Origin of the sequence: Halobacillus litoralis, assembly GCF_020524025.1 — a bacterium.
GTDB lineage: Bacteria > Bacillota > Bacilli > Bacillales > Halobacillaceae > Halobacillus > Halobacillus litoralis_D.
The window spans coordinates 470,377-491,797 of the sequence record NZ_JAIVKN010000001.1; the positions used below are offsets into that span (position 1 = coordinate 470,377).

The window sequence follows — 21,421 nt, forward strand, 5'->3', positions numbered from 1 at the left end:
AATGGAAAAGGGGAATACGAATGATAGAGACGATAATTCAATGGGGATTGATTATTTTAGTTGCCTGGTTTGTGATGGGGCGTTTTATGCCGGCGAAAGGGGTCGCTTCGATTACAACAGAAGAGGCAAAAAAACGGACGAAGGAACGTAACGTGCAGTTTGTTGATGTTCGTACACCAGGTGAATACAAAGCCAATAACCGTAAGCCATTCAAAAATATCCCGCTGTCAGAGCTCGCTAATCGCTCCAATGAACTAGACCGGCAGAAAGAAGTCGTGGTCATCTGCCAGAGTGGAATGAGGAGCAGCAAAGCAGCTAAAATACTGAAGAAACAGGGATTCAACCATGTAACTAACGTGAAAGGCGGCATGAGTGCCTGGATGTGACTAGTGAAATAAGGAGTGAGTGGTAATGTCAGAGAAACGATTTAATCCTGAGAAAGCTCAGAAGTTGTTAAGTGAAGAACGCAGAGAGCGCATGAACCCAGAGAGACTGATGGATCAATTGGGTCTTGAGGAAGGGGAAGTGACAGCTGATCTAGGAGCAGGTAACGGATTTTTTACTATTCCTTTTGCCAAACGAACGAGTACCACCGTCTATGCGGTTGACATTGAACCTAAAATGCTTGAAATGCTGAAAGAGCGCGCAGACCAAGAAGAGCTGGATAACATTCATTACGTTGTCAGTGATTTAGAAAAAATTGATGTAGCGGACCAATCGGTTACCAAAGTGATGGTCTCTTTTGTTATCCATGAAGTGGGTGACGTCAAGCAGGTATTAGACGAGATTAAACGGATTACCAGGCCTGGCGGAGAAGTGATGTTCATTGAATGGGAAGCGGTGGAAACGGAATCCGGCCCGCCTCTTGATCACCGTATATCATCAGGTGCGTTAATGGAGATCTTAAGTGAGAATGGGTTCAGCCCAGAGTTTATTTCGATCAGTCCGGAAAATTACGCCGTTAAAGGAACACTATAATTCTAAAAGAGGGCCCTTGTTCAAAAATGTTGTTTTTATGTTGTTGCAAGGTTTCTTCATTGTGTACATTAAAGAGTGGTTTTGATTTGTACAAATATAAACAACACTCTTTAACAGTGGCTGTTTAGATAATAAAAAAAGCACGATCTCTTTTCTAAAAGAGATCGTGCTTTTTTACATTAACTGCCCGTCTGAGACAATCTTTTCCGCACATTTTCATTCAATGCATCCATCTCTTCAATAAACTGCTTACTCGAAGCAATAATCCGCTCCGACGACTGCTCTGTTGTTTTCAGCGCATCAAATACGTTATCAAAAGACTCCTGAAGAGCTTCCATACTGATCGCTGGATTCTCCATCATTTCTGTCGTCTCTTCTGCGTTCTCCTTCAGATTCCTGGAGTTCGAAAGCAGCATCTCCTCAGTAGCTTTATTGACACCGTTCACCGTATCGATGACTTTTCGCTGATTATTCAAAGCGATCTGGATCGAAGCGGAGACGGTGATGATGTTTTTCGTCAGCGTTACCGCATTGCGGATTGATTCCTTCAGCTTTTCATTGTTTTTCTTGATGATGTCCACAGAAGAAATACTCTGATGCAGGACACTCTTCATCTGCGTCATATTTCTCGTCCGCGTAATGATCTTCTCTTTTCCTTCGGTAAGCAGGGCCGGATCGTATTCGCCTGTCGCTTCTTTTTCTTGCAAAAGCTCAAACAGCTTCTTCCCGAGGTAAATCTGCTTGTCCAGGTCATAAATTCGCTTCTGGGCGTTTTCTTTGATGAGCTGTAGTTCGACGCTGTCTTCTTCCAGGCGGTCTTTCCCTGCCAGCAGGCTGCGTACGACGGTATCAATCTTCGAGTCGACGGTTTCATATTTCTTCATGTAGCGGTCGATGGGCTGCTTTTTGCTTAGTTTGTAGAAGAACTTCTGTACGCCGTTGCCTTCGGTGCGCTTTGGATCAAGGTCCGATACGATCGTTTCGAGTTCTTTCAATGTCTCGGGGATGTCATTGTTGCCTTTGGTCATGAGGTCGTTGACCGGACGCTTCAATGTTTCCATTGTCTCCCCGGCGACGCGCTGTTCTTTTTCTCCGAGGTCCCCGAGTTCTCTCATCACATCGGATAGGGAGTCGTCTCTAGATGAGTCGAACCTTCCTGCGTAGGCTTCGGCTTCTTCGTTCAGGCGGTCGATATCTTCTTTATCAATAAGCGTCATCGCTTCTCTCAGATCCTGTTGGTTCATTTCCGCTTCTTTATCTTTATAGAGAGAATGTTTACTCATGTCCATACCTCCTGTATGTCATTCGTTGGTTTTAAGAATAACAAAACGACCGTTTACTTTCGCGAAAGGAAGTTTTCGTCTTCCTTATTATATTTGGAAGCAATGATTCGTTTGGTTCTGGAAAAATTATGTGTATGGCTTTCTTCTTCTTTTCGCTCCAGTGTTTCGATAAACTTCTGCAAATCATACATCGTCTCCACCAGTTCATGTTTCCGATTTTCCTTGTTTTTATCAGACAATCGTTGAAACGATGCGATGAAGTCAGGAACGTCTTTGTCCATCATGGTCTCAAGGGCGTATTGTTCTTCGATATCGAGTTCATCCATCCGTCTGAACTGTTTCTCTGTCCGTTCCTTCAAAGACGCCCACTCCTTTTGAAGGTCAGGATGGTTCTCGAGAAATGGGAAGTCCCATTCTTCGAAGATTGTGTCCTCAGGATGTTCAAACATTGTACTTTCAACGGATACTTCCATATGGTCTAAGTAAGTATTCAGATGGGCAAACAACACTTCCGAAAAATCTCTCAGCGTGCCTCCGAGCCCTTTTCTTCTCGTGAATTCTTCTTTTAGAAAAGTAGGAAAGAAGGCTTTTTCTTCTTCAATCATCTCAAACCGACCCAGCAGCATTTTCGGCGGCTTGCCGTAAAACTCGATCGTGCCCCTGAACGTGTTGGACTTTGGAATCACGACGGTGAAAAAGACGCCGTTCCAATATCCATCCATAATATTTCTCTTTTTCATCTCTACCAGTTCTTTGATATCCAGATCGAAATATACAGGGCGTTTCCCTTTAATCACCTGCTTCATATCTCTCATCGTTTGGAAATCGATGTAGTGCTGATATTCGGAGGTATGTGGCATAAAGGCTCTTTCCAAATTCTCAAGCGTAAAAGAGTAGAGGTTTTCCATGCTTCGTCAGCCCCTTTATAGTCCTTTCTTTTACCGTGACAAAACGTTTCTATGATACTTCAATAATATCACGAATTGGTATTTGAGACTAAAATAGTCCTGTGTCGCCTCCCACTGATAGGGCGGGGAGGGAGCCGTTGATAATTGAGGAGAATCTATCTTGCATTTGATAAGAATATACGTAAAAACATAGTGCAATGTTTCAAAATTTCACATGGAGGATTTAAGTCCTTTAATAATGCTAAACTGCTTGGCTGGAAGTGATGTTTAATAGAGATTTTTTAATTCACTAGCTCCAAGCCATTAATTAAGACATATGAAAAACATCTCGAAGTTGAGTCTTATAGAAACGTAGGCGATTGTCCAATAAAGGCGATCACTTTTTACTCACGAAGCCGTTTAGTTCAAGAACGGTTTAAGATGTTACAATTATGTTTGGAAAGAAAAGGAGTAACTGGGGGGGAACAAAATTGGATAGTGAACAAAAATTATATCAAGCAGCAAAAGAACTGCTTGAAGAAAGATACCCGACCGGCTGTGGTGGTGCAGCAGCAATGTACACGAACGAGGATGAGATATTGACGAGTGTTGCTCCAGAGGTCATAAATGCTTCAACAGAGTTATGTATAGAAACAGGTGCGATTTTGGAAGCACATAAATTGAATACCAAAATTACTCATTCTATTTGTATTGTAAGAGACAATGAAAATGAAGAAATTAAGGTGTTAACTCCTTGTGGGGTCTGTCAGGAAAGATTGATTTACTGGGGAAAAGATGTAAAAGTAGCAGTAACTTCAAATGACGAGAAGCCATTACTTTTCAAAACACTAAAAGAAGTTCAGCCTTACCATTGGTCTGAAGCATACAAAAATGAAGAATTATTTGACTAAAATTTGATTTATATTGAAAGTTAATTGACCCATTTTATAACTACAGTGGTTGAAATAAACTACTAAACTAACGAAGAAGCAGGAGTGCTAAAAGTAAAAACCCATGTCGAATATTTGTAGATCAATTCGATTTTCCTAATACCCTCAAGAAGAGAATCGTTTTTCTAAGCTCTAGAATGAAAGGGGAATAATACATGTTTACATATAAAATTAACGAAGACACCGAACTTCGTTTACTAGAAGTAAGGCATGCTGAAGAACTATTTCAACTCACTGATGCTTCAAGAAATAGTTTACGTAAATGGTTACCTTGGATTGATAGTACAAAGACAGTTGAGAACACAAAGGGATTTATTGAGGGCACATTAAAGCAATTCTGTAACAATGATGGCTTCCAGGCGGGGGTCTGGTATAAAGGAGAATTAGCAGGTGTCGTTGGGTTACATACGATTGATTGGTCAAATAAATCTACTTCCTTAGGTTACTGGCTTGGAGATTCTTTTCAAGGAAAAGGATTAATGACAAAGTCGTGTCAAGAAGTCATAAATTATTGCTTAAATGAACTTGAACTTAAGCGTATAGAAATACGCGTGGCAGCTGGGAATGAAAAAAGTTTAGCCATTCCACACAGGTTAGGCTTTAAAAAAGAAGGCTGTCTTGAAAAATCTGAATTGCTGTACGACGAATATGTAGACCATTATGTTTTTGGACTAATTAAATAAACTTAAAATAAATGTCTTGGTTTCCTGTATCCTTGTATCGGGGCAATAGCTATTCTTTTTATCTGAGGAAGCTCCGAGAATACTGTGCTGGTGACAAGGAAAATAGAATGGATAACGCAGGAAATGAATGTTATATACATCCTGCTAAGGGGGTACTTATGAAAACTCACTTTTATTTAGGTTGGTTCAGAAACTTTTTTCCAGAGGGTCTGAAAAGGGTTTTACAGGAGGATATCATTGATAGAAAATCAATGGTTATGATCAGCTCGAATCCATCTACTTATGAAGATGATGGTGCTACTGAACGGTCATGGCTTGATCAGGCAGGCATTAAGTTTGATGAATATCATTTAATTAATGACCGCATCCAGAAGGAAGATGCCCAAAAGTTAATTCACAACGCTTCTGTTATTTTCTTACTGGGTGGAAATATTCTTAAACAAAATGGTTTTTTGATGGAATATGAATTGTCGGATTGGATTAAAAAAAGCAGAGCCGTTGTGATGGGGGCAAGTGCTGGTGCAATCAACATGTCTGCTAAATGGTTATGCTCAAAAAATTTTGGAGATGAAGTTGAAGTAAGCTCTGTTTACGAAGGAATCGGCCTTGACGAGTTCTCCGTCTTATCTCATTTTGATCTTGAAAATAACATGGAGCTTGTTCATAGAGAACTGTCTCCCTTGTCAGAAGAAATAAATATTTATGCGTCGAACAAAGATTGCGCAGTACGCGTAAAGGGAGAAGAAATTGACATCTTTGGTGATGTATATTTAATTTCCCGCTCAAAGATTCAGAAATTGGAAGAGTCGCTTTAATCGAGGGTAATGGCTAAAGAGGCTGGAGGTTAATGAGTGAAGAATATTTATAAAGAAAGAATAAGAGAGGTTTTTCCTGATCTGAAGATTAATCAAGTCGAAATAAATGATACCGGACAAAATAATGATGTGATAATCGTAAATAATACGCTTGTTTTCAGGTTCCCCAAATACATAGAAGGTATAAAAAAATTAGAAAAAGAAACGAAAGTATTGGATCATATAAAGGGGAAGGTTAGTTTACCTATTTCTTATCCTCAATACAGATCTTTTGATCCTTATGAAGTAGGAAAGGTGTTTACGGGCTATCCATTTATTCAAGGTACTCCCTTGTGGCCTCAAACAATGAATGAAATAAATAATGAAGAACAAATACAGGACATTTCCTCTAAATTGGTTGAATTTCTTTCTGAACTACATTTTCAACCTATTGACAACTTAGATATAAAGAAACAGAGTGTTGAGCATATACACCAATCGATAGTAGGGTTATACGATAATTTTAAAGAAAAGCTATTCCCATATATGAATAAAAAGTCAAAGTCAGAGGTCTCTCAAAGCTTTGAAGACTTTTTAGCTAATGATAAACTTCTGAATTTTAATACGGTTCTAATCCACGGAGATTTTGGTGCATCTAATATTTTGTGGAATTCAAAAAGTAAGAGCATATCTGGAGTTATTGATTTTGGAGAAACGGAAATTGGCGATCCAGCATACGACTTTGCAGGATTATTAGCGAGTTATGGTCAACCTTTCCTCCAAAGGTGTTTAAGTTTATATCCAGAAGGCGGGAAAATTCTAGAAAGAATAAACTTTTATAAAGGCACATTTGGTTTGCAAGAGGCCCTTCATGGATTCGATAATAATGATTTAGTGGCATTCAAAAATGGAATTAAAGAATATAGATAACTAAAATTATAAGTAGGATTCTACCAAGTAACTCAGTTTCTAGTCTTAAGCTTACAGGGCGATTATTCAATAAGAATAGTCGCTTTTTCATTGATAGAGTAATCAAATATTCAAATATCAATATTCGATACAAAAACGATATTATAATTTTTTTGAAGAACAGAGTTGTAAAGCGCTTTCATTATATGTATAATACGAATCAAGTTAAAAAATCCAAAACGTTTTGGAAGTGATTATTTAGGCTATGGCAACCATCAAAAATATTGCAAAACTCGCCGGAGTTTCTGTTACAACAGTATCAAGAGCTTTGAACGGATATCCTGATGTAAATGAGAATACAAGAAAGCGTATAGAAGAAATTGCAAAAGAGATCGAATACAGTCCGAACGCTTTGGCTAGAAGTCTTGTGATGAATAAGACTAAGACTATTGGATTACTGGTATCTGGTCTTTCACGGGAAGGTGCAAAGGATAACATTGTATTCGACGTGCTGACAGGTATTAATGAATTCTGCGGTGAGGAAGAATATGACCTTGTTCTTTTTAATACGACTACCTCGAAGCAGAAGGAAAAGACCTATGCTCAACTATGCAGAGAGCGTCGGGTAGAAGGAGTCATTGTTCAAGGAATCAAAAATGATGATCCTTACCTTCAAGAGATCTTTGACAGCAATATCCCATGCGTTCTCATTGATGTTCCCGTCGAGAGTGAAACTGCAGGGTACGTCACAACGGATAACGTTGATGGATTAATGAAAGCAGTCAGGCATCTTGTAGAGCTTGGACATGAAAACATAGCCATGATGAATGGACATGATCAGGCCTTTGTAAGTAAAGAACGATTCAAAGGATTTGAGCTCGGGATGAGGGAAGCTGGCCTTTCGGTACGCAAAGAATGGGTTTGCAACGGGGAATACAGTGAAAAAAAAGCTGAGAAAGTAGCGTTGGAACTGTTAACCGCTTACCCTGAGATTACCGCAGTTGTCTGTGCAAGTGATCTTATGGCACTTGGGGTAGTACGTGCAGCTGAACATCTGGGACGAAAAGTGCCTGATCTATTATCAGTAACCGGTTATGACGACATTACACTTGCGTCATACGTGACGCCGGCTCTTACGACGGTGGGACAGGATTGGTTCCGAATGGGATATGCCGCCGCAGATCTGCTGCTTAGTATTCTCCAACATAAATCGGGGGAAAGAGCACGATTAATTGAAAATGAATTAAAAATAAGAAATACAACAAAAGAAAAACAATAATTTTTTTGATATTACCCAAAACGTTTCGGTATATTTTTTTTCAGCAAAATCCAAAACGTTTCGGGTGGAGGGGGATATGTATGGATTACCGTGTATTAAAGGATAATGAGTTATTTTTACTTACTGATAAGAGTGGAGATATTCCACGTGATCATCCGTATGGTCTTGGATTGTACAAGCAGGACACTCGGTTTTTAAGCGAAATGTCGCTGACGATTAACCGAGAACCATTAATCCTATTGAAATCCGAGGCGGGTGGAACCTATGAATCTTCTATGTTGTTAACTAACCCGCATATGGAAGAGGATGGAGAAATCGAGCTGTGGAGAGAATCGATAGAGATCGAAAGGTTCCGTTACATTTCGGATGACGTTCTTTATGAAACGATTCAAGCGAAAAGCTACTATCCAACACCTGTCAGTTTTTCATTGGAACTATCGTTTGAAGCGGACTTTGCTGACATGTTTATCATTCGCGGTTTTCAACATGGTGAAGTCGGCACAAAGCAGGAAACGAAAGTAGAAGATGACCGGTTAATCTTCGGTTACGAGGGTTCAGATCAATTGAATCGCTCTACTCAGGTAATTTGGGAGCCGACTTCAGGGGCTCATGCAGAAGGAAGCACAATTACGTTTCCATTTGAATTGGTTCATGAAGAAGTAAAGGAAGTGACGGTGCGGGTCGTCCCTCTCGTCGGTGAAGAAAAGAAAGAGGCCCTTCCTGCTTCTGAAGCTCATCAGAACCTTAAAAAAACTTACGAGGAGTGGAACGATACCATCACGAAAGTTATCACCGATCATACTCCGTTGAACCGATTGATAGAACGGGGGGTTCAGGATCTTCGAGCTTTGTCTACTGATGTCGGTTTCGGGTCATTCTTTGTGGCGGGGCTTCCCTGGTTTGGTGTTCCTTTCGGACGAGATAGTCTCATTGCAGCCCTTCAGACGCTTCCGTTCAAACCGGAGATTGCTAAAGGAACCTTACGTACGTTGGCCCATTATCAGGGCACTAAGAAAGATGAATGGCGAGATGAAGAACCTGGAAAAATCATGCACGAAATTCGCTATGGTGAGTTGGCAAATACCAATCAGGTTCCGTTCACTCCTTACTATGGAACGATTGATGCAACACCGCTGTTTCTTATCCTGTTAACAGAATATGTTAGATGGTCGAAAGATCTGGAGTTGTTTAAAGAACTTCTACCAAATGTTGAAAGCGCTCTCGAGTGGATTGATCAATATGGAGATCGTGATGGGGATGGGTTTATCGAGTATCATCAGGAATCGAGTAAAGGCATTGCCAATCAAGGATGGAAGGACTCAGCAGATTCAATTGTCCATCGAAACGGGGCGTATGCCAAATCACCAATCGCTTTAGCCGAGGTTCAAGGGTATGTGTACCAGGGACGAATCGGAATTGCAGAGCTGTACGAAGCCGCGGGATCTTCTAAAAAAGCGGAAAAGCTGAACGCTCAGGCAGCCGACTTAAAGAAAAAGTTCAATGAATCTTTCTGGATGGATGATGTCGGTTATTACGCCATTGCTCTCGATGAACACAAAAAACAGGTGGGTACGATTACATCCAACCCCGGACATGTGTTGTATTCCGGATTGATTGATGAAGATAAACGGAGACAAGTGCTGGATTCCCTTGTTTCCTCCACGATGTTCTCGGGATATGGAATCCGCACGATGGCGGAAGGAGAAGCCGGATATAATCCAATGAGCTATCACGATGGAAGTGTCTGGCCGCATGATAACAGCATGATTCTGCTTGGAATGGGATATGTTCAAGGACACGAGCAGGCCAACATTGTCATAGAGGGACTGATAGAGGCATCGCGTTCGTTTGAATATCAACGCTTGCCAGAATTGTTCTGTGGATATGGGAAGGAAGAAGGAAAGCCGGTCCCTTACCCGGTTGCTTGTTCCCCACAAGCCTGGGCTGCAGGAACGCCTTTAACATTTATCCGCACGATGCTTGGATTGTATCCCACGTATGACAGCCGAACAATTACACTTTCTCCAAGCTTCGTAAACGGCTTGAATGAAATGTCCGTACAGGACCTGCCATTAGCCGGGGGAAGGGTCTCCTTTACCATCAAACGAAACGAAGGTCAGTACGAAATCGACGTTACAGAGAACACGACTGGTTTAAATGTAAGTCTTTACTCAGACTCAAAAATTCATGTATAAAACTATTTGAAGGAGTGGATTAATGATGAAATTTAACAAAATGCTGGCGGCTGTAGGTGTCACGGGAATGTTAGTAGGAACTGCTCTTGCGGGATGCAGCAGTGATTCTTCCGGTGATGGTGGATCAAGCGATGGTGAACAGGTAACCGTAGAACTTGCGGGGTGGGGAAGTACTCCTGAAGAAAAGGAATTGTTAAATCAGACACTTCAAGAGTTTGAAGACGCTCATCCGAATATTAAAGTCGAACACGAAGTAATTGCCGATCAATACATGGATGTGATGAAAACACGTCTTGTTGGTGGAGAAGCTGCAGATGTGTTCTATCTTGACGCCTTTGAAGCTCCAGGGCTTGCCAAAACTGGTGTGCTTGAGCCTCTTAATGATTACATAACAGATGAATTCGATGTAGATGACTTCCAGGACCCGCTGCTCAATGCTTTCAAATTTGATGACAAACAGTATGGTTTTCCGAAAGACTTTTCCACCCTTGCTTTGTTCTATGATAAAAAAGCCTTTGAAGAAGCGGGGCTTGAAGGACCTCCAAAAACGTGGGATGAACTTAGGGAATATGCTGAAAAACTGACAGTAGATGAGGATGGGGACGGACAACCAGATCAATACGGACTTGGTTTTTCTTCTGAACTTGCCCGTCAATTCTATAAACTCCAGCCATACGGAGCGAATGTAGTTAACGAGAACGATGAAGCTGCTTTTGCAAGTGATCACGCCATTGATGCACTAAAACCAATCGTTGATATGAAGCAGAATAAAATTGCTGCTCTTCCATCTGATGTCGGAACAGACTGGGGCGGAGATATGTTCGGGCAGGGGAAAGCAGCGATGGTGATTGAGGGCAATTGGACTGTTCCGTTCCTTGAAAACAACTTCTCAGATAAGGACTATGCAACAGCTGAACTCCCAACCGTCAATGGAGAAAAAGCAACAGCTGCATTTACGGTCGCCTACGTCATGAACAAACAATCAGAAGTGAAAGACGCTGCCTGGGAATTGATTTCCTATCTTACTGGTAAAGAAGGAATGAAAACGTGGACAAGTAAAGGCCTTGCGCTTCCGACGCGTGAATCGGTAGCCGCTGAGCTTGGATTTGATGAGGACCCTATTCGAAAAGCGTTCGTTGAGGGAGCGTCTTATGCTCAGCCGTGGCAGGCAGGACCAAATCTTCCAACCATCAACAACAACTTTAACAACCAGTTCACGAGTGCCCTGCTTGGAGATCAGTCCCTTGAGGAAGCCTTGAAGAAAGCTCAAGAAACGGCGAACAAGGAGATCAAAGCATCGAACTAATCAGCTCGAAGAAGGTGGTCTGATGGATCAGTAGGAAGGAATCTTATTTCCTTCCTACACCCTTCATGTTTTTGCTTAAAGGAAGTCGGCAAAATGGTATCAAGAATGAAAGAGGTGGCGGTATGGAACCGGCTAGAAAAGAAACCCCTGCTCATGAAGAAAGACAGTCGAAACCTCCGAAAAAAGGAAAACGGCCGAAGCGATACATGAGTAAAGGAATGAAAGAAGGACTTTCGGGCTATTTGTTTATGTCTCCGACGATTTTTACAATTGGAGTATTTGTTGTTATCCCTATCATTTATGCCTTTTATTTATCCTTAAATGATGTACAGCTGCTCGGAGGTATCGGCTATGAATTTATCGGACTTGAAAACTATACCCGAACATTGGACGATACAAGGGCTATAATAGCCCTTAAAAACACTGCAGAATATGTGCTCATTGTGGTACCCGTTCAAACGTGTCTAGCTTTATTACTCGCGGCAGCCTTAAATTCAGATATTCGGGGAAAAAATGCGTTTCGAATTATTTTCTTCCTGCCAACGGTAACGTCTTCTGCGGTCCTTACCATTATTTTTATGTGGATGTACAATCCAGATGGTTTAATCAACTCGTTTCTTTCGTTTTTAAGTCTCCCAACGTATAACTGGCTGGCGGACCCTGATATTGCTCTGAAGTCAATTATGATTATGAACATCTGGGCAACCGCGCCATTCTTTATGGTCATTTACCTGGCTGCGATGCAGGATATCTCTGATTCCGTATATGAGGCGGCTACCATCGATGGAGCCAACTGGTGGCAGAAATTCATCTTTATTACGGTTCCTATCCTGAAACCTGTGACGTTCTTCGTCGTTGTAATGGGAGTTATTGGAACCTTCCAGTTGTTTGATCAGTCTTACATCTTCTCGGGTGGATCGGGTGGCCCGAATAACTCAACATTGACTGTTGTCCTGTTGATCTATCAATACGCCTTTAAATCTCTTGATATGGGGTATGCTTCAGCGCTTGCTGTCGTGCTTGCCTTCATCATTATGATTGTAACGATCATCCAGAAGAAATTCTTCGGTGAGGAAAAACTTCATGACTAAGGGAGGAGAACAATGAAGAAGAAAACATTTACGAAGCCATTTGTGTACGGAATATTAATCATATACGCCGTAGTTACCTTTATGCCTTTTCTATGGGCGATCCTTTCTTCCTTTAAGCCTTTAGAAGAGATTGTATCAGGCATCACGTTCTTCCCTGAGAACTTTACCTTCAATAACTATACAGAGATTTTCTCAAGGGAACCGCTTTTTCTAAGATGGATGTTCAATTCTCTTTTTATTACGGCCTTTATGGTCGTCTTGAATATCATCTTCAACTCGATGGCGGGCTATGCCCTGGCGCGGGTGAAATTCGCTGGTCGCAAGTTCTGGTTCTTTCTTATCTTAGTCGTATTGATGATTCCTTTCCAAGTTACTTTAATTCCTAGTTATCTCATTTTGAAGGCTTTCGGCTGGCTGGATACATATCAGGGACTCATTATTCCAGGTATGGTGAATGCCACCTTCATTTTTATGATGAGACAGTTCTTCCTAAACTTCCCTAAAGAATTGGAGGAAGCGGCACAGATGGACGGCCTCAGCCGAATGGGGACATTCTTCAAGATTGTCATGCCTCTGGCGAAGCCTGCCCTCGCTGCTCAGGCCGTATTCATTTTTATGTCTTCCTGGAACGACTTTATGAGACCGCTGATTATTATGTCTTCCGAAGAAATGTTCACGCTGACTCTCGGATTAAATTCATTTAAAGGGCAGTACATCAGCTTCTGGAATTTAATCATGGCAGCGTCGACGCTAATGACTATTCCTTCGCTCTTAATTTATGCGTTCTTTAACCGCTATTTCATTAAGGGTGTTACGTTTACAGGTGGAAAATAAGTGATGTCCCTTAAGCTTTATAGTGAACGATAACCCGCATAACGGACCTTATATAAAAGGGCTCCGTTATTCGGGTTATTTCTATTTGATGTACCGTTAGCAAAACTCGAAAACGTACGCTAAGAGTTATGTAAATGGTTGAAACAGATGATACCTTACATGGAGAAGATTCGAGAAGAACTTAAAAAGAATAGAGGTACAAAATAACTTATGTTCCGAAAGTCAATATGAAAAAAAGCGATTAACCATTTAAGTTAATAGACACCCTTAGTGTGTAAGGGATAGAATTTTTGAAACGAATCCAGTTTACAGCCGTAAGTAATGGAAGGATGATCTTTTTATGAATCCATTCACTTTAATAGCTGGCGAGGAGCATGAATATGAGTAAGTCAAAGTTCCGCGGGTTAGGAATTGTCCTTGGTGCAGGGATTGGCACCAGCGTGGGAGTAGCTGTAAATCAACTGTCGGTTAGTCTTCCGTTAGGTATCGTGTTAGGGTTAGTTATTGGTTCCACCTTGGACAATCGGAGTAATTGGTAACATATCGGATTTATTACGCTCTAGGGGGATTGAAAATGGAGAATATTCATGAGCTGACATCACTTGAAGAATGGCGGAATGTATGGAAACGTTCGATGGAGACTCCGATATTAGTCTATAAACACAGCACAACCTGCTTGATCAGCGCTAGAGCTTTCAAACATCTGAAGACTTTCCAAAAGGGAGAGGAAGATAATATAGACTGCTTTATTGTGAAGGTAATAGAGAACAGAAGAATATCCAATGAAATTGCAGAAGCTGCAAACATTCCTCATAAATCGCCTCAAATCCTCCTCATAGATAAACAACAAGTTGTATGGAATACATCCCATTGGAAAATCACAGAAAAGCGGATACGAAAAGCCGTTCGTTTATGATCAAGCATGGCAGCAAAGGGGTTGTCAGAAGGTGAACGTTCGTGTGTCGGCGTGGGCCTTACAAAATGGTTCACACAAAATGCCTCGAAATTAAATCTTGCAGGAATACAGCCCATCCGTTTAATTAGCCCCTTGAAAAAATAACTTCTACAAAATAGGAAGTTATTTTTTTTTGTCATTCCAGCAATAAACGTTAACTGAACCAATAATTTTAATGTAGGTACCTTATGGTTGGAAACTTATTGATAATGATTATCAGTTGCATTAAACTGTAATTACCAACGAAAAAGGGAGCGGTAGCAGTATGCATGATGTAACCATTATTGGTGGAGGTCCTGCTGGACTTTTTTCAGCGTTTTACAGCGGATTACGCAAAATGAAGACGAAAATCATAGAGAGCCATCCTTTCCTGGGTGGCAAAGTAAATGTTTATCCTGAAAAAATGGTTTGGGATCTCGGGGGTGTTCCACCGGTTTCCGGTCAACAGTTGATTGATCAACTCGTCGAACAGGGAAAGACTTTTGATCCTGATATTGTACTTGGGGAAAAGGTGACGTCGATTGAGGAAGTGAACGGCGCATTTAAACTCCTGACAAGTTCCGGTCAGGAGCACTGGTCGAAAACGGTCATCGTCGCTGTCGGGGGAGGCATCATCGAACCGAAGAAGCTTGACATTAAAGGGGCAGAGAAATTTGAAGTCAGCAACCTGCATTATACAGTCCCATCGTTTCAACGGTTTGTCGAAAAACGCGTTCTTATTTCAGGTGGAAGTCATTCTGCGATTGACTGGGCAAATGAACTTGCTCCATTGGCCGAACAAGTGCACTTAGTCTACCGGAAAGAGGAATTGAAGGGTCACGAGGCGAGTATTGAATTACTGACCGAACAGGGGGTCCAGCTGCATGAGCAGTCCTCAATCCAAACGCTGGCGGCAGACCCGGACGGGCAGCACATTGATCAAGTGGTTCTCGAGCACCCCCACAATGGCATAAAGTCTGTTCAAGTCGATGAAGTCATCATAAGTCATGGGTTCAATCGTGATTCTTCAATGCTTGATGAGAGTCCGATTGCATTAGATCGTGTGAAGGATTTTTTCGTAAAAGGGAATTCCCAAAGCGCTTCATCTGTACCTGGTCTATATGCTGCAGGGGACATTCTCCATCATGAAGGTAAGCTCCACTTAATCGCAGGTGCCTTCCAAGACGCAGCGAATGCGGTCAATCAAGCTAAGCTTTTCATTGATCCGGATGCAGCGGCGAGCGCGATGGTATCTTCTCATAACGAACGTTTGGATGAATACAATAAGAAGCTGAAAGAGAAACAAATGGCTGAAATCTAATAATATGTGAACAATAGATTTTGCCTCTTCATCTAAGTAGGAGAGAGGTTTTTGATTAACGTGATTTTTAATCACATCCAACCGTCATCATAGCTGCAGTGTTTTCATTAGAGGTTGGTTCAAACTCTATATTAAAACCTGATCACATAAAAAAGAGGACGTCCTGTAATAAAAGGGCGTTCTCTTCAATTTGTGGAAAGAGCATGAAGGATGGTTCTTTTACCCCTGTAGTATTTAGTGAAAACAGGGAGTGGCTAAAGCCTGAATCACTTCACCGCCTATTTTACTGGCTGGGATGTAAATGCTTTAGACTCTATCTCTCATATGTATCGTATGTTTCCACATTTGGTATTAAATTCACTGTTCACGTTAAGGAAACGTTCCATTTTTCCACACGTTCAGAGAAAAAATAAAAAACTTTCATTTTTATAGACACCAAATCTCGACCCGGTTCGATTATAGTTATAGACCGGCGAAAGAGGTGGACGTAACAATGAACATGGATTGGATTCGGAAATACCAGCCATTTACGAGTAAAAAAGAGTTAGATGAACATGTCAGAAGCTTTCTATATAAAAGGAAAGCGGCTTTATCTGACGGGACACTGGATGTGCTGCGTTTCATTTGGAGACATGCAGTGAAGTATCCCGGGGTCGCTTTTCCTAAGAGAGCAACGATAGTGAAGGGTACAATGCGAAGCGAAAGTACTGTTGTACGAGCCCTCCGGTGTCTCGTTCAAGAAGGACTGATTGAAAAGATAGCTACAAAGAAACCGAATGGCCGTCAAGGAGGGAATCTCATTATTTTTCTCCCTCAGACGGATGTTTTTTTACCCACCGATGACACCCCTCGTGATACCCTCAAGACACCCTTCCGAAAACGCAGAATCCTTATTGTGACAAGCCTGAACAGCTGAAATCAAAAGCGGAAACAGAGAATAAACAAAGAAAAGCTTCTTTTAGTAAATTTGAACTCCTCGATCATTCTTACCTGCCATCTTTTATTCCTTCTTCTTTTATCGAAACAACTCAGCCTTTTCTTTCCCCATTAGAAGTCCTTCAGGCATGGCGTACAGTAGAAAATGCCTATCGAAAATCCACTTTAACATTTGCTGTGACGGAATATGCAGAAGAGATTACCGTTACTTTTAAGCGATCGGTGTTTGCATTTAAAAACGGCCTTGTGAAGAAGAGTCTTCTTGGCTATTTTTATGGCGGATTGGTAGAGACGTTTAAAAAGAAAGCGCGAAGTGAAATGAGGAAGAACCTGCTTAGGTACGACTGGATTGAGGGAGGATTATAAAGTTTCAGCCCTGTGTAAATGAATAAATGAGAAAGATTATCATTGACACGCAAATAAGCCTGGGGTAGGATATAAACTGTAATGATAATGAGAATCTTTATCATTTGGGATTATCTACATATATCTTGATAAACGGTTCTACATAAGAAAACAGAAGAGAAAGGATGCTTGACATGAAGAAATTTTGGCTGTTTGCTTTAACACTTGGACTTGTTCTCCTTACTGCCTGTGGCGGGAAGACAGAGGATGGTTCACAAGATACAGAGGCAGAAGAGGAGACTTCATCTGAAGAAACCCGGAGCGTAACGATTGAGGATGCAATGGGGGAAAAGACGATTGAGGGGACGCCGAAGAAAGTCGTTGTTCTTGAGTGGACGTACGCGGAAGATCTACAGGCATTAGGGATGGAACCAGCTGGTGTAGCTGGACTTGATTCTTACGGAGACTGGGTGGATGTAGGCATTCCATTCAGTGATAAAGTAGAAGATGTCGGTACCCGTGCTGAGCCGAACCTTGAGGCAATTTCCCGTCTTGATCCAGACTTAATTATTGGTGTGAAATTCCGACATGAGGCTATAGCTGATCAGCTTGAGGACATTGCGCCAACAGTTATGTTTGCCCCTTATTCTGAAGAAGCTGCCCAGGATCAGTTCGCTAACATGGAGGAAGAATTCCAGACGATTGCTAAGGTTGTAGATAAAGAGGACAAAGCGGAAGATGTATTAACCAAGATGGAAGATACTTTTGCTGAGCAGCAGTCCCGCCTTGAGGAAGCAGGAAAGGCCGGCATGAATTATGTCATCACACAGGCTTTCACGCTTCAGGATACTCCAACTCTGCGTTTATTCACGGACAACTCCATGGTGGCACAGATTATGAATCAAATGGGCATGGAGAATGATTATGAGTCTGAAAAGCTGGAAATCTATGGATTTACTGAAACGACCGTAGAAACCTTGCAGAACTACCAGGACTCAAACTTCTTCTATATCGTCCAGGAGGAGGACAATATCTTCAGTGAGCAGCTGGCAGATAACCCGGTGTGGGAAAACCTGGCATTCGTAAAAGAGGATCGTACGTATCAGATGCCTGGAGATACCTGGACTTTCGGAGGCCCGTTATCAGCAGAAGTATTGGCTGAGCAGGTGGCGAACGCGGCTCTTGAACAAAACTAAAGTGAGTGGTCTTATATGAACGTGACACTGCGGAACACAATGACTGCGGTTTTCACCTTTGGAGGTGGAACCGCCTTGTTGTGTCTATTAACCTTTATACATATCAATCAGGGGAATGTCGATATTCCTCTAAGGACTGTCTTAGAGGCAGTGGTAAACCCGCAGGACACGCTGCAGCATCATACCATCCGGACGTTAAGGATGCCGCGTGCTGTGATGGGCATCATCGCAGGCGGGGCGCTTGCTGTTTCGGGTGTAATACTGCAGACCGTTACTAAAAATCCGCTGTCATCAGCGAGTACGCTCGGCATACATTCCGGTACCTATTTTGCAGTGGTCGTCACCACGATATTCGTTCCAGCGGCAATGCTCGGGAATGGGATAATCACAGCCTTTCTAGGCGGCGTGTTGACGTTTCTTTTGGTCTATCTCCTCTCAGGAGCGGGAAACGCTTCTCCTGTCCGCATGGTGCTTGCGGGCATGATTGTAACATTCCTGTTTTCCTCACTCACCTCTGTATTGCAGATCTTTTATGAAAATGAAACGCAGGGGTTGTTTTTATGGGGAGCGGGTACCCTTGTTCAAAATGACTGGGACGGCGTTTCTTTTTCTCTGCCTTTCATACTGATTGGAACGGCCGTTTGTTTTCTATATGCCGGAAAGCTTGATACCCTCACATTAGGTGATGATGTTGCCGTCGCGCTTGGTCAACAAGTGAAATCTGTTAAGTTAATGACAATACTGGCAGCCGTCTTATTGACGAGTGTGACGGTCAGTATCGTCGGACCGATTGGTTTTGTAGGATTGGTCGCCCCGCACTTAATGAAGCTCATCGGTTACCGCTCCCACCGTTTATTGATCATAGGTTCGTTTCTATGGGGAGGGAATGTACTTTTACTTGCTGATGTACTGGCGCGTATCATTGATCCTTCCTTTTCTGAACTTCCTGTTGGTGCAATTACCGCTCTTGTTGGCTCCCCCTGGCTTATCTGGCTTGTGCTGAGAATGAAAAAAGATAAGCACAGTCAAGAGAGCGGAGCTGTAATAGCCGGGAAAAATAGAGTTTCAGTCTCTTTGAAAAAAATAATTCCTATTCTCGGTGTATTCATTTTCTGTACACTGCTGATCAGTTTAGCTTCTGGGAATTATGGATTTGAGCCATTATACGCCTACAACGCTTTTTTTGGGGGAGCAGACAGCTTCATGCAGGATCTGATCCTGAACCTGCGTCTGCCACGGGCACTTGTGGCCCTGTTCAGTGGGGCAGTGCTTGCAGTGAGTGGATTGATTTTTCAAGGCGTACTTAGAAACCCGCTGGCTGATCCAAGTGTAATCGGGATCACCTCAGGGGCTGGCGTCGGGGCTTTAATGACGATGTATTGGTTCAGCGTTTCTGCTCTTTGGGTTCCCATTGGTGCGATGACAGGGGCTGTTTTATTTTTTCTTATCGTCATGATCTTAGGTGCAAAAGCGGAGTTTCAACCGACCGTCCTTGCATTGCTTGGAATCGGTGTCTCTGCTTTCGGCTCAGCTATAATTCAAATCATCATCGTTCAGTCCGACATGGGAGTCGCCTCTGCCCTTACATGGTTGTCCGGGACGACTTACGCCAAAGGCTGGGAAGAACTTTTAAAATACTTGATCTGGCCTGTCCTTTTACTGGTACCGCTTCTTACGTTCTATATTAAAACCCTTGACGTTCTGTCGCTTGGAGATGATACCGCAAAAGGTCTCGGTCTTCCGGTTGCTTCTGTTCGGTTTCAAATGGCTTTGATTGCGACACTTCTTGCCGCATGTAGTGTTGCGGCTGTTGGTTCCATCGGATTTGTTGGGTTGATTGCACCACATCTTGCCCGTTTGCTCGTCGGCAGTATGAATCAAAAACTGCTGCCTGTTACCATGCTCATCGGCGGGGCGCTTTTAGTGGTTGCGGATCTATTCAGCCGTACCCTGATGGCACCAAGTGAAATTCCTTCAGGGATTTTAGTAGCACTCATCGGTTCCCCTTACTTTCTATGGTTAATGAAAAGGCGTTCCGCTTAATAGAAGGAGGAGGTTAGGAAGAGCGATAATTTTTCCCGCTCTCCACACATACATTAATTTGAATGGATTCAATGAGGGGGGAGAGACAATGAATGAGGAGCTTCAAAAGCTATTTAACCGGCTGATTGAAATCGAACACGTGTCCACTACGTTATACTTAGCCATGTCTGCTTACTTAGGGAAGAAGAATTTTACGGGTATGGCATCCTGGCTGCGTCTCCAGTCAGAAGAAGAACGGACCCATCTGCTTAAATTAATCGACTACGTGGTTGATAAGGATGGAACCGTTCAGTTATCCGCCATTCCAGCACAGCCAAGCGATTTCGGTACGCCGTTAGAAACGTTTCAGAGAGTGTTGGAACACGAACAGTTTGTTACGAATTCCTATCGTCAGGCATACAATTACGTCATTCAGGCGGATCCTCAGGCAGCGGTGATTATTCAGGATTTCCTGCGGGAGCAAATTGATGAAGAAGCACAGACCCAGACGATTGTGGACCGGATGACTCTTGCTGAAAACAATCCTTCTGCATTACTCCTTATCGACCAGGAGCTGGGGCAGAGGCAGGCGGTATAAACGAGCAAAGAAAAGGATTTCTCTTTTGAGAAGTCCTTTTTTAATGGTAATTCATTGAACTAAATACTCTTAATGTGTAAAATTACACTATATTAATAAAAAGAAAGGAGAACAGCATGTATCTCATACCTATGGTTCTTTACGTTTTTCCACTTTGTTCTTTGATTATAGGGGCTGTTGGTTATTTGCGCTTGAAAAAGACATGGATTGCTCCAGGCCTCGTATTTGTCGTAACCCTTGCTGCTCATTTTGTATTCTTTTCTGCGTCATTTTTTCTATGGGTCTGCATATATACGGGGTTGTCTTACATAGGAGGACTTGTCACAAAAGTAGTCGTAAAGAAGTTTAACCCTGACCACCGTGTCGTAAAAAAGACTGGCTGGATCATCATTTGTTTGACGTTACTTATAGGTGCAGCTATATTCGCTGGTCCAGCAATACGAGGGATCGTGATGGAATATAAGGTGAACAATCATCTGAGGTCTGCAGGGTACGAACAAAGTGAGGTGAAATCTGTAGACACTTTCCATCAATCAAAGCTCAATACACCCCGGACCAAACCAACGGTTGCGGAGGTTGTCTTTGTCGATGATCCTGAACATATCTATCGCTATATTGAATTGAGAAAAACAGATCAGGTTGTCCAGATGTGTGAATATGAGAAAAGTCCAAACTTTTATGTGGAAGAATACACAGACACACGTCCCCATATGGTTAGGGACTGCTATTAATGTGCATTACTATTTTTTCATTATAAGAGAGAAAAATTAAACTTTATAGCAGAGGTTAACCATGAGAGATTCTAACGTTTCTGTGTTTTTTTAAGGTTCCCTTACAGAGGGAATCTATTTTTTTGGGTATAAATGGAATTTAATTCCTA

General features: G+C 42.2%; 23 protein-coding genes. 21 read left to right on the forward strand and 2 right to left on the reverse strand.

Features of this window, described 5'->3' with window-relative positions:
* Positions 1 to 20 precede the first annotated feature (20 nt).
* On the forward strand, positions 21 to 386 hold the full coding sequence (locus LC036_RS02570; RefSeq protein ID WP_226577807.1) for a rhodanese-like domain-containing protein: 366 nt from the start codon (positions 21 to 23) through the stop codon (positions 384 to 386).
* Positions 387 to 411: 25 nt separating this feature from the next.
* Positions 412 to 978 carry a class I SAM-dependent methyltransferase gene (locus LC036_RS02575; protein WP_226577810.1) on the forward strand — a complete coding sequence of 189 codons (567 nt, stop codon included), beginning with the start codon at positions 412 to 414 and terminating at the stop codon, positions 976 to 978.
* Between the two features lie 179 nt (positions 979 to 1,157).
* On the opposite strand, the gene LC036_RS02580 is transcribed toward LC036_RS02575, so the two are convergent.
* Together LC036_RS02580 and LC036_RS02585 are read right to left on the reverse strand one after the other, a co-directional pair.
* Complete coding sequence (locus tag LC036_RS02580; protein WP_226577813.1) at positions 1,158 to 2,261, reverse strand: toxic anion resistance protein; 1,104 nt, start codon at positions 2,259 to 2,261, stop codon at positions 1,158 to 1,160.
* Positions 2,262 to 2,314: 53 nt separating this feature from the next.
* Positions 2,315 to 3,169 (reverse strand): hypothetical protein, encoded by an 855-nt coding sequence (locus tag LC036_RS02585; protein ID WP_226577816.1) that lies wholly within the window; start codon positions 3,167 to 3,169, stop codon positions 2,315 to 2,317.
* Positions 3,170 to 3,639: 470 nt separating this feature from the next.
* Between LC036_RS02585 and LC036_RS02590 the strand changes: the two genes are divergently transcribed.
* From LC036_RS02590 to LC036_RS02680, 19 genes are all read left to right on the forward strand, one after another.
* Positions 3,640 to 4,059, forward strand: coding sequence for a cytidine deaminase (locus LC036_RS02590; protein WP_226577819.1), 420 nt, complete (start codon positions 3,640 to 3,642; stop codon positions 4,057 to 4,059).
* A 194-nt stretch (positions 4,060 to 4,253) separates the two neighbouring features.
* Positions 4,254 to 4,781 carry a GNAT family N-acetyltransferase gene (locus tag LC036_RS02595; RefSeq protein ID WP_226577822.1) on the forward strand — a complete coding sequence of 176 codons (528 nt, stop codon included), beginning with the start codon at positions 4,254 to 4,256 and terminating at the stop codon, positions 4,779 to 4,781.
* 158 nt (positions 4,782 to 4,939) lie between these two features.
* A complete protein-coding gene (locus LC036_RS02600; protein ID WP_226577825.1) occupies positions 4,940 to 5,596 on the forward strand; it encodes a Type 1 glutamine amidotransferase-like domain-containing protein in 657 nt (218 codons plus the stop codon).
* Between the two features lie 36 nt (positions 5,597 to 5,632).
* Positions 5,633 to 6,505, forward strand: a complete 873-nt coding sequence (locus tag LC036_RS02605; protein ID WP_226577827.1) for a phosphotransferase family protein — start codon at positions 5,633 to 5,635, stop codon at positions 6,503 to 6,505.
* A 244-nt stretch (positions 6,506 to 6,749) separates the two neighbouring features.
* Positions 6,750 to 7,763 carry a LacI family DNA-binding transcriptional regulator gene (locus tag LC036_RS02610; protein ID WP_226577830.1) on the forward strand — a complete coding sequence of 338 codons (1,014 nt, stop codon included), beginning with the start codon at positions 6,750 to 6,752 and terminating at the stop codon, positions 7,761 to 7,763.
* A gap of 80 nt (positions 7,764 to 7,843) precedes the next feature.
* Positions 7,844 to 9,958, forward strand: a complete 2,115-nt coding sequence (locus LC036_RS02615; protein ID WP_226577833.1) for an amylo-alpha-1,6-glucosidase — start codon at positions 7,844 to 7,846, stop codon at positions 9,956 to 9,958.
* 25 nt (positions 9,959 to 9,983) lie between these two features.
* A complete protein-coding gene (locus tag LC036_RS02620; RefSeq protein ID WP_226577836.1) occupies positions 9,984 to 11,264 on the forward strand; it encodes an ABC transporter substrate-binding protein in 1,281 nt (426 codons plus the stop codon).
* A 206-nt stretch (positions 11,265 to 11,470) separates the two neighbouring features.
* Entirely contained in the window at positions 11,471 to 12,355 is an 885-nt protein-coding gene (locus LC036_RS02625) for a carbohydrate ABC transporter permease (protein WP_226579954.1), read from the forward strand.
* Between the two features lie 12 nt (positions 12,356 to 12,367).
* A complete protein-coding gene (locus tag LC036_RS02630; protein WP_226577838.1) occupies positions 12,368 to 13,189 on the forward strand; it encodes a carbohydrate ABC transporter permease in 822 nt (273 codons plus the stop codon).
* A 380-nt stretch (positions 13,190 to 13,569) separates the two neighbouring features.
* Entirely contained in the window at positions 13,570 to 13,728 is a 159-nt protein-coding gene (locus LC036_RS02635) for a hypothetical protein (RefSeq protein WP_226577841.1), read from the forward strand.
* Positions 13,729 to 13,763: 35 nt separating this feature from the next.
* Positions 13,764 to 14,105: a bacillithiol system redox-active protein YtxJ gene (gene ytxJ, locus LC036_RS02640; protein ID WP_226577844.1), complete on the forward strand. Its 342-nt coding sequence runs from the start codon at positions 13,764 to 13,766 to the stop codon at positions 14,103 to 14,105.
* Between the two features lie 6 nt (positions 14,106 to 14,111).
* Positions 14,112 to 14,249, forward strand: coding sequence for a hypothetical protein (locus LC036_RS02645; protein ID WP_226577847.1), 138 nt, complete (start codon positions 14,112 to 14,114; stop codon positions 14,247 to 14,249).
* 160 nt (positions 14,250 to 14,409) lie between these two features.
* Positions 14,410 to 15,444, forward strand: coding sequence for an NAD(P)/FAD-dependent oxidoreductase (locus tag LC036_RS02650; RefSeq protein WP_226577850.1), 1,035 nt, complete (start codon positions 14,410 to 14,412; stop codon positions 15,442 to 15,444).
* A 493-nt stretch (positions 15,445 to 15,937) separates the two neighbouring features.
* Entirely contained in the window at positions 15,938 to 16,360 is a 423-nt protein-coding gene (locus LC036_RS02655) for a helix-turn-helix domain-containing protein (protein WP_226577853.1), read from the forward strand.
* Between the two features lie 197 nt (positions 16,361 to 16,557).
* Complete coding sequence (locus LC036_RS02660) at positions 16,558 to 16,746, forward strand: hypothetical protein (protein WP_226577856.1); 189 nt, start codon at positions 16,558 to 16,560, stop codon at positions 16,744 to 16,746.
* Positions 16,747 to 16,919: 173 nt separating this feature from the next.
* On the forward strand, positions 16,920 to 17,921 hold the full coding sequence (locus LC036_RS02665; RefSeq protein WP_226577859.1) for an ABC transporter substrate-binding protein: 1,002 nt from the start codon (positions 16,920 to 16,922) through the stop codon (positions 17,919 to 17,921).
* Positions 17,922 to 17,936: 15 nt separating this feature from the next.
* Positions 17,937 to 19,964 carry an iron ABC transporter permease gene (locus LC036_RS02670; protein ID WP_226577862.1) on the forward strand — a complete coding sequence of 676 codons (2,028 nt, stop codon included), beginning with the start codon at positions 17,937 to 17,939 and terminating at the stop codon, positions 19,962 to 19,964.
* A gap of 88 nt (positions 19,965 to 20,052) precedes the next feature.
* The gene (locus tag LC036_RS02675) at positions 20,053 to 20,541 is read left to right on the forward strand and encodes a ferritin (protein ID WP_226577864.1); all 489 of its coding nucleotides are present in this window, start codon (positions 20,053 to 20,055) and stop codon (positions 20,539 to 20,541) included.
* Positions 20,542 to 20,672: 131 nt separating this feature from the next.
* Positions 20,673 to 21,272 carry a DUF2651 family protein gene (locus LC036_RS02680; protein WP_226577867.1) on the forward strand — a complete coding sequence of 200 codons (600 nt, stop codon included), beginning with the start codon at positions 20,673 to 20,675 and terminating at the stop codon, positions 21,270 to 21,272.
* Positions 21,273 to 21,421 lie beyond the last annotated feature (149 nt).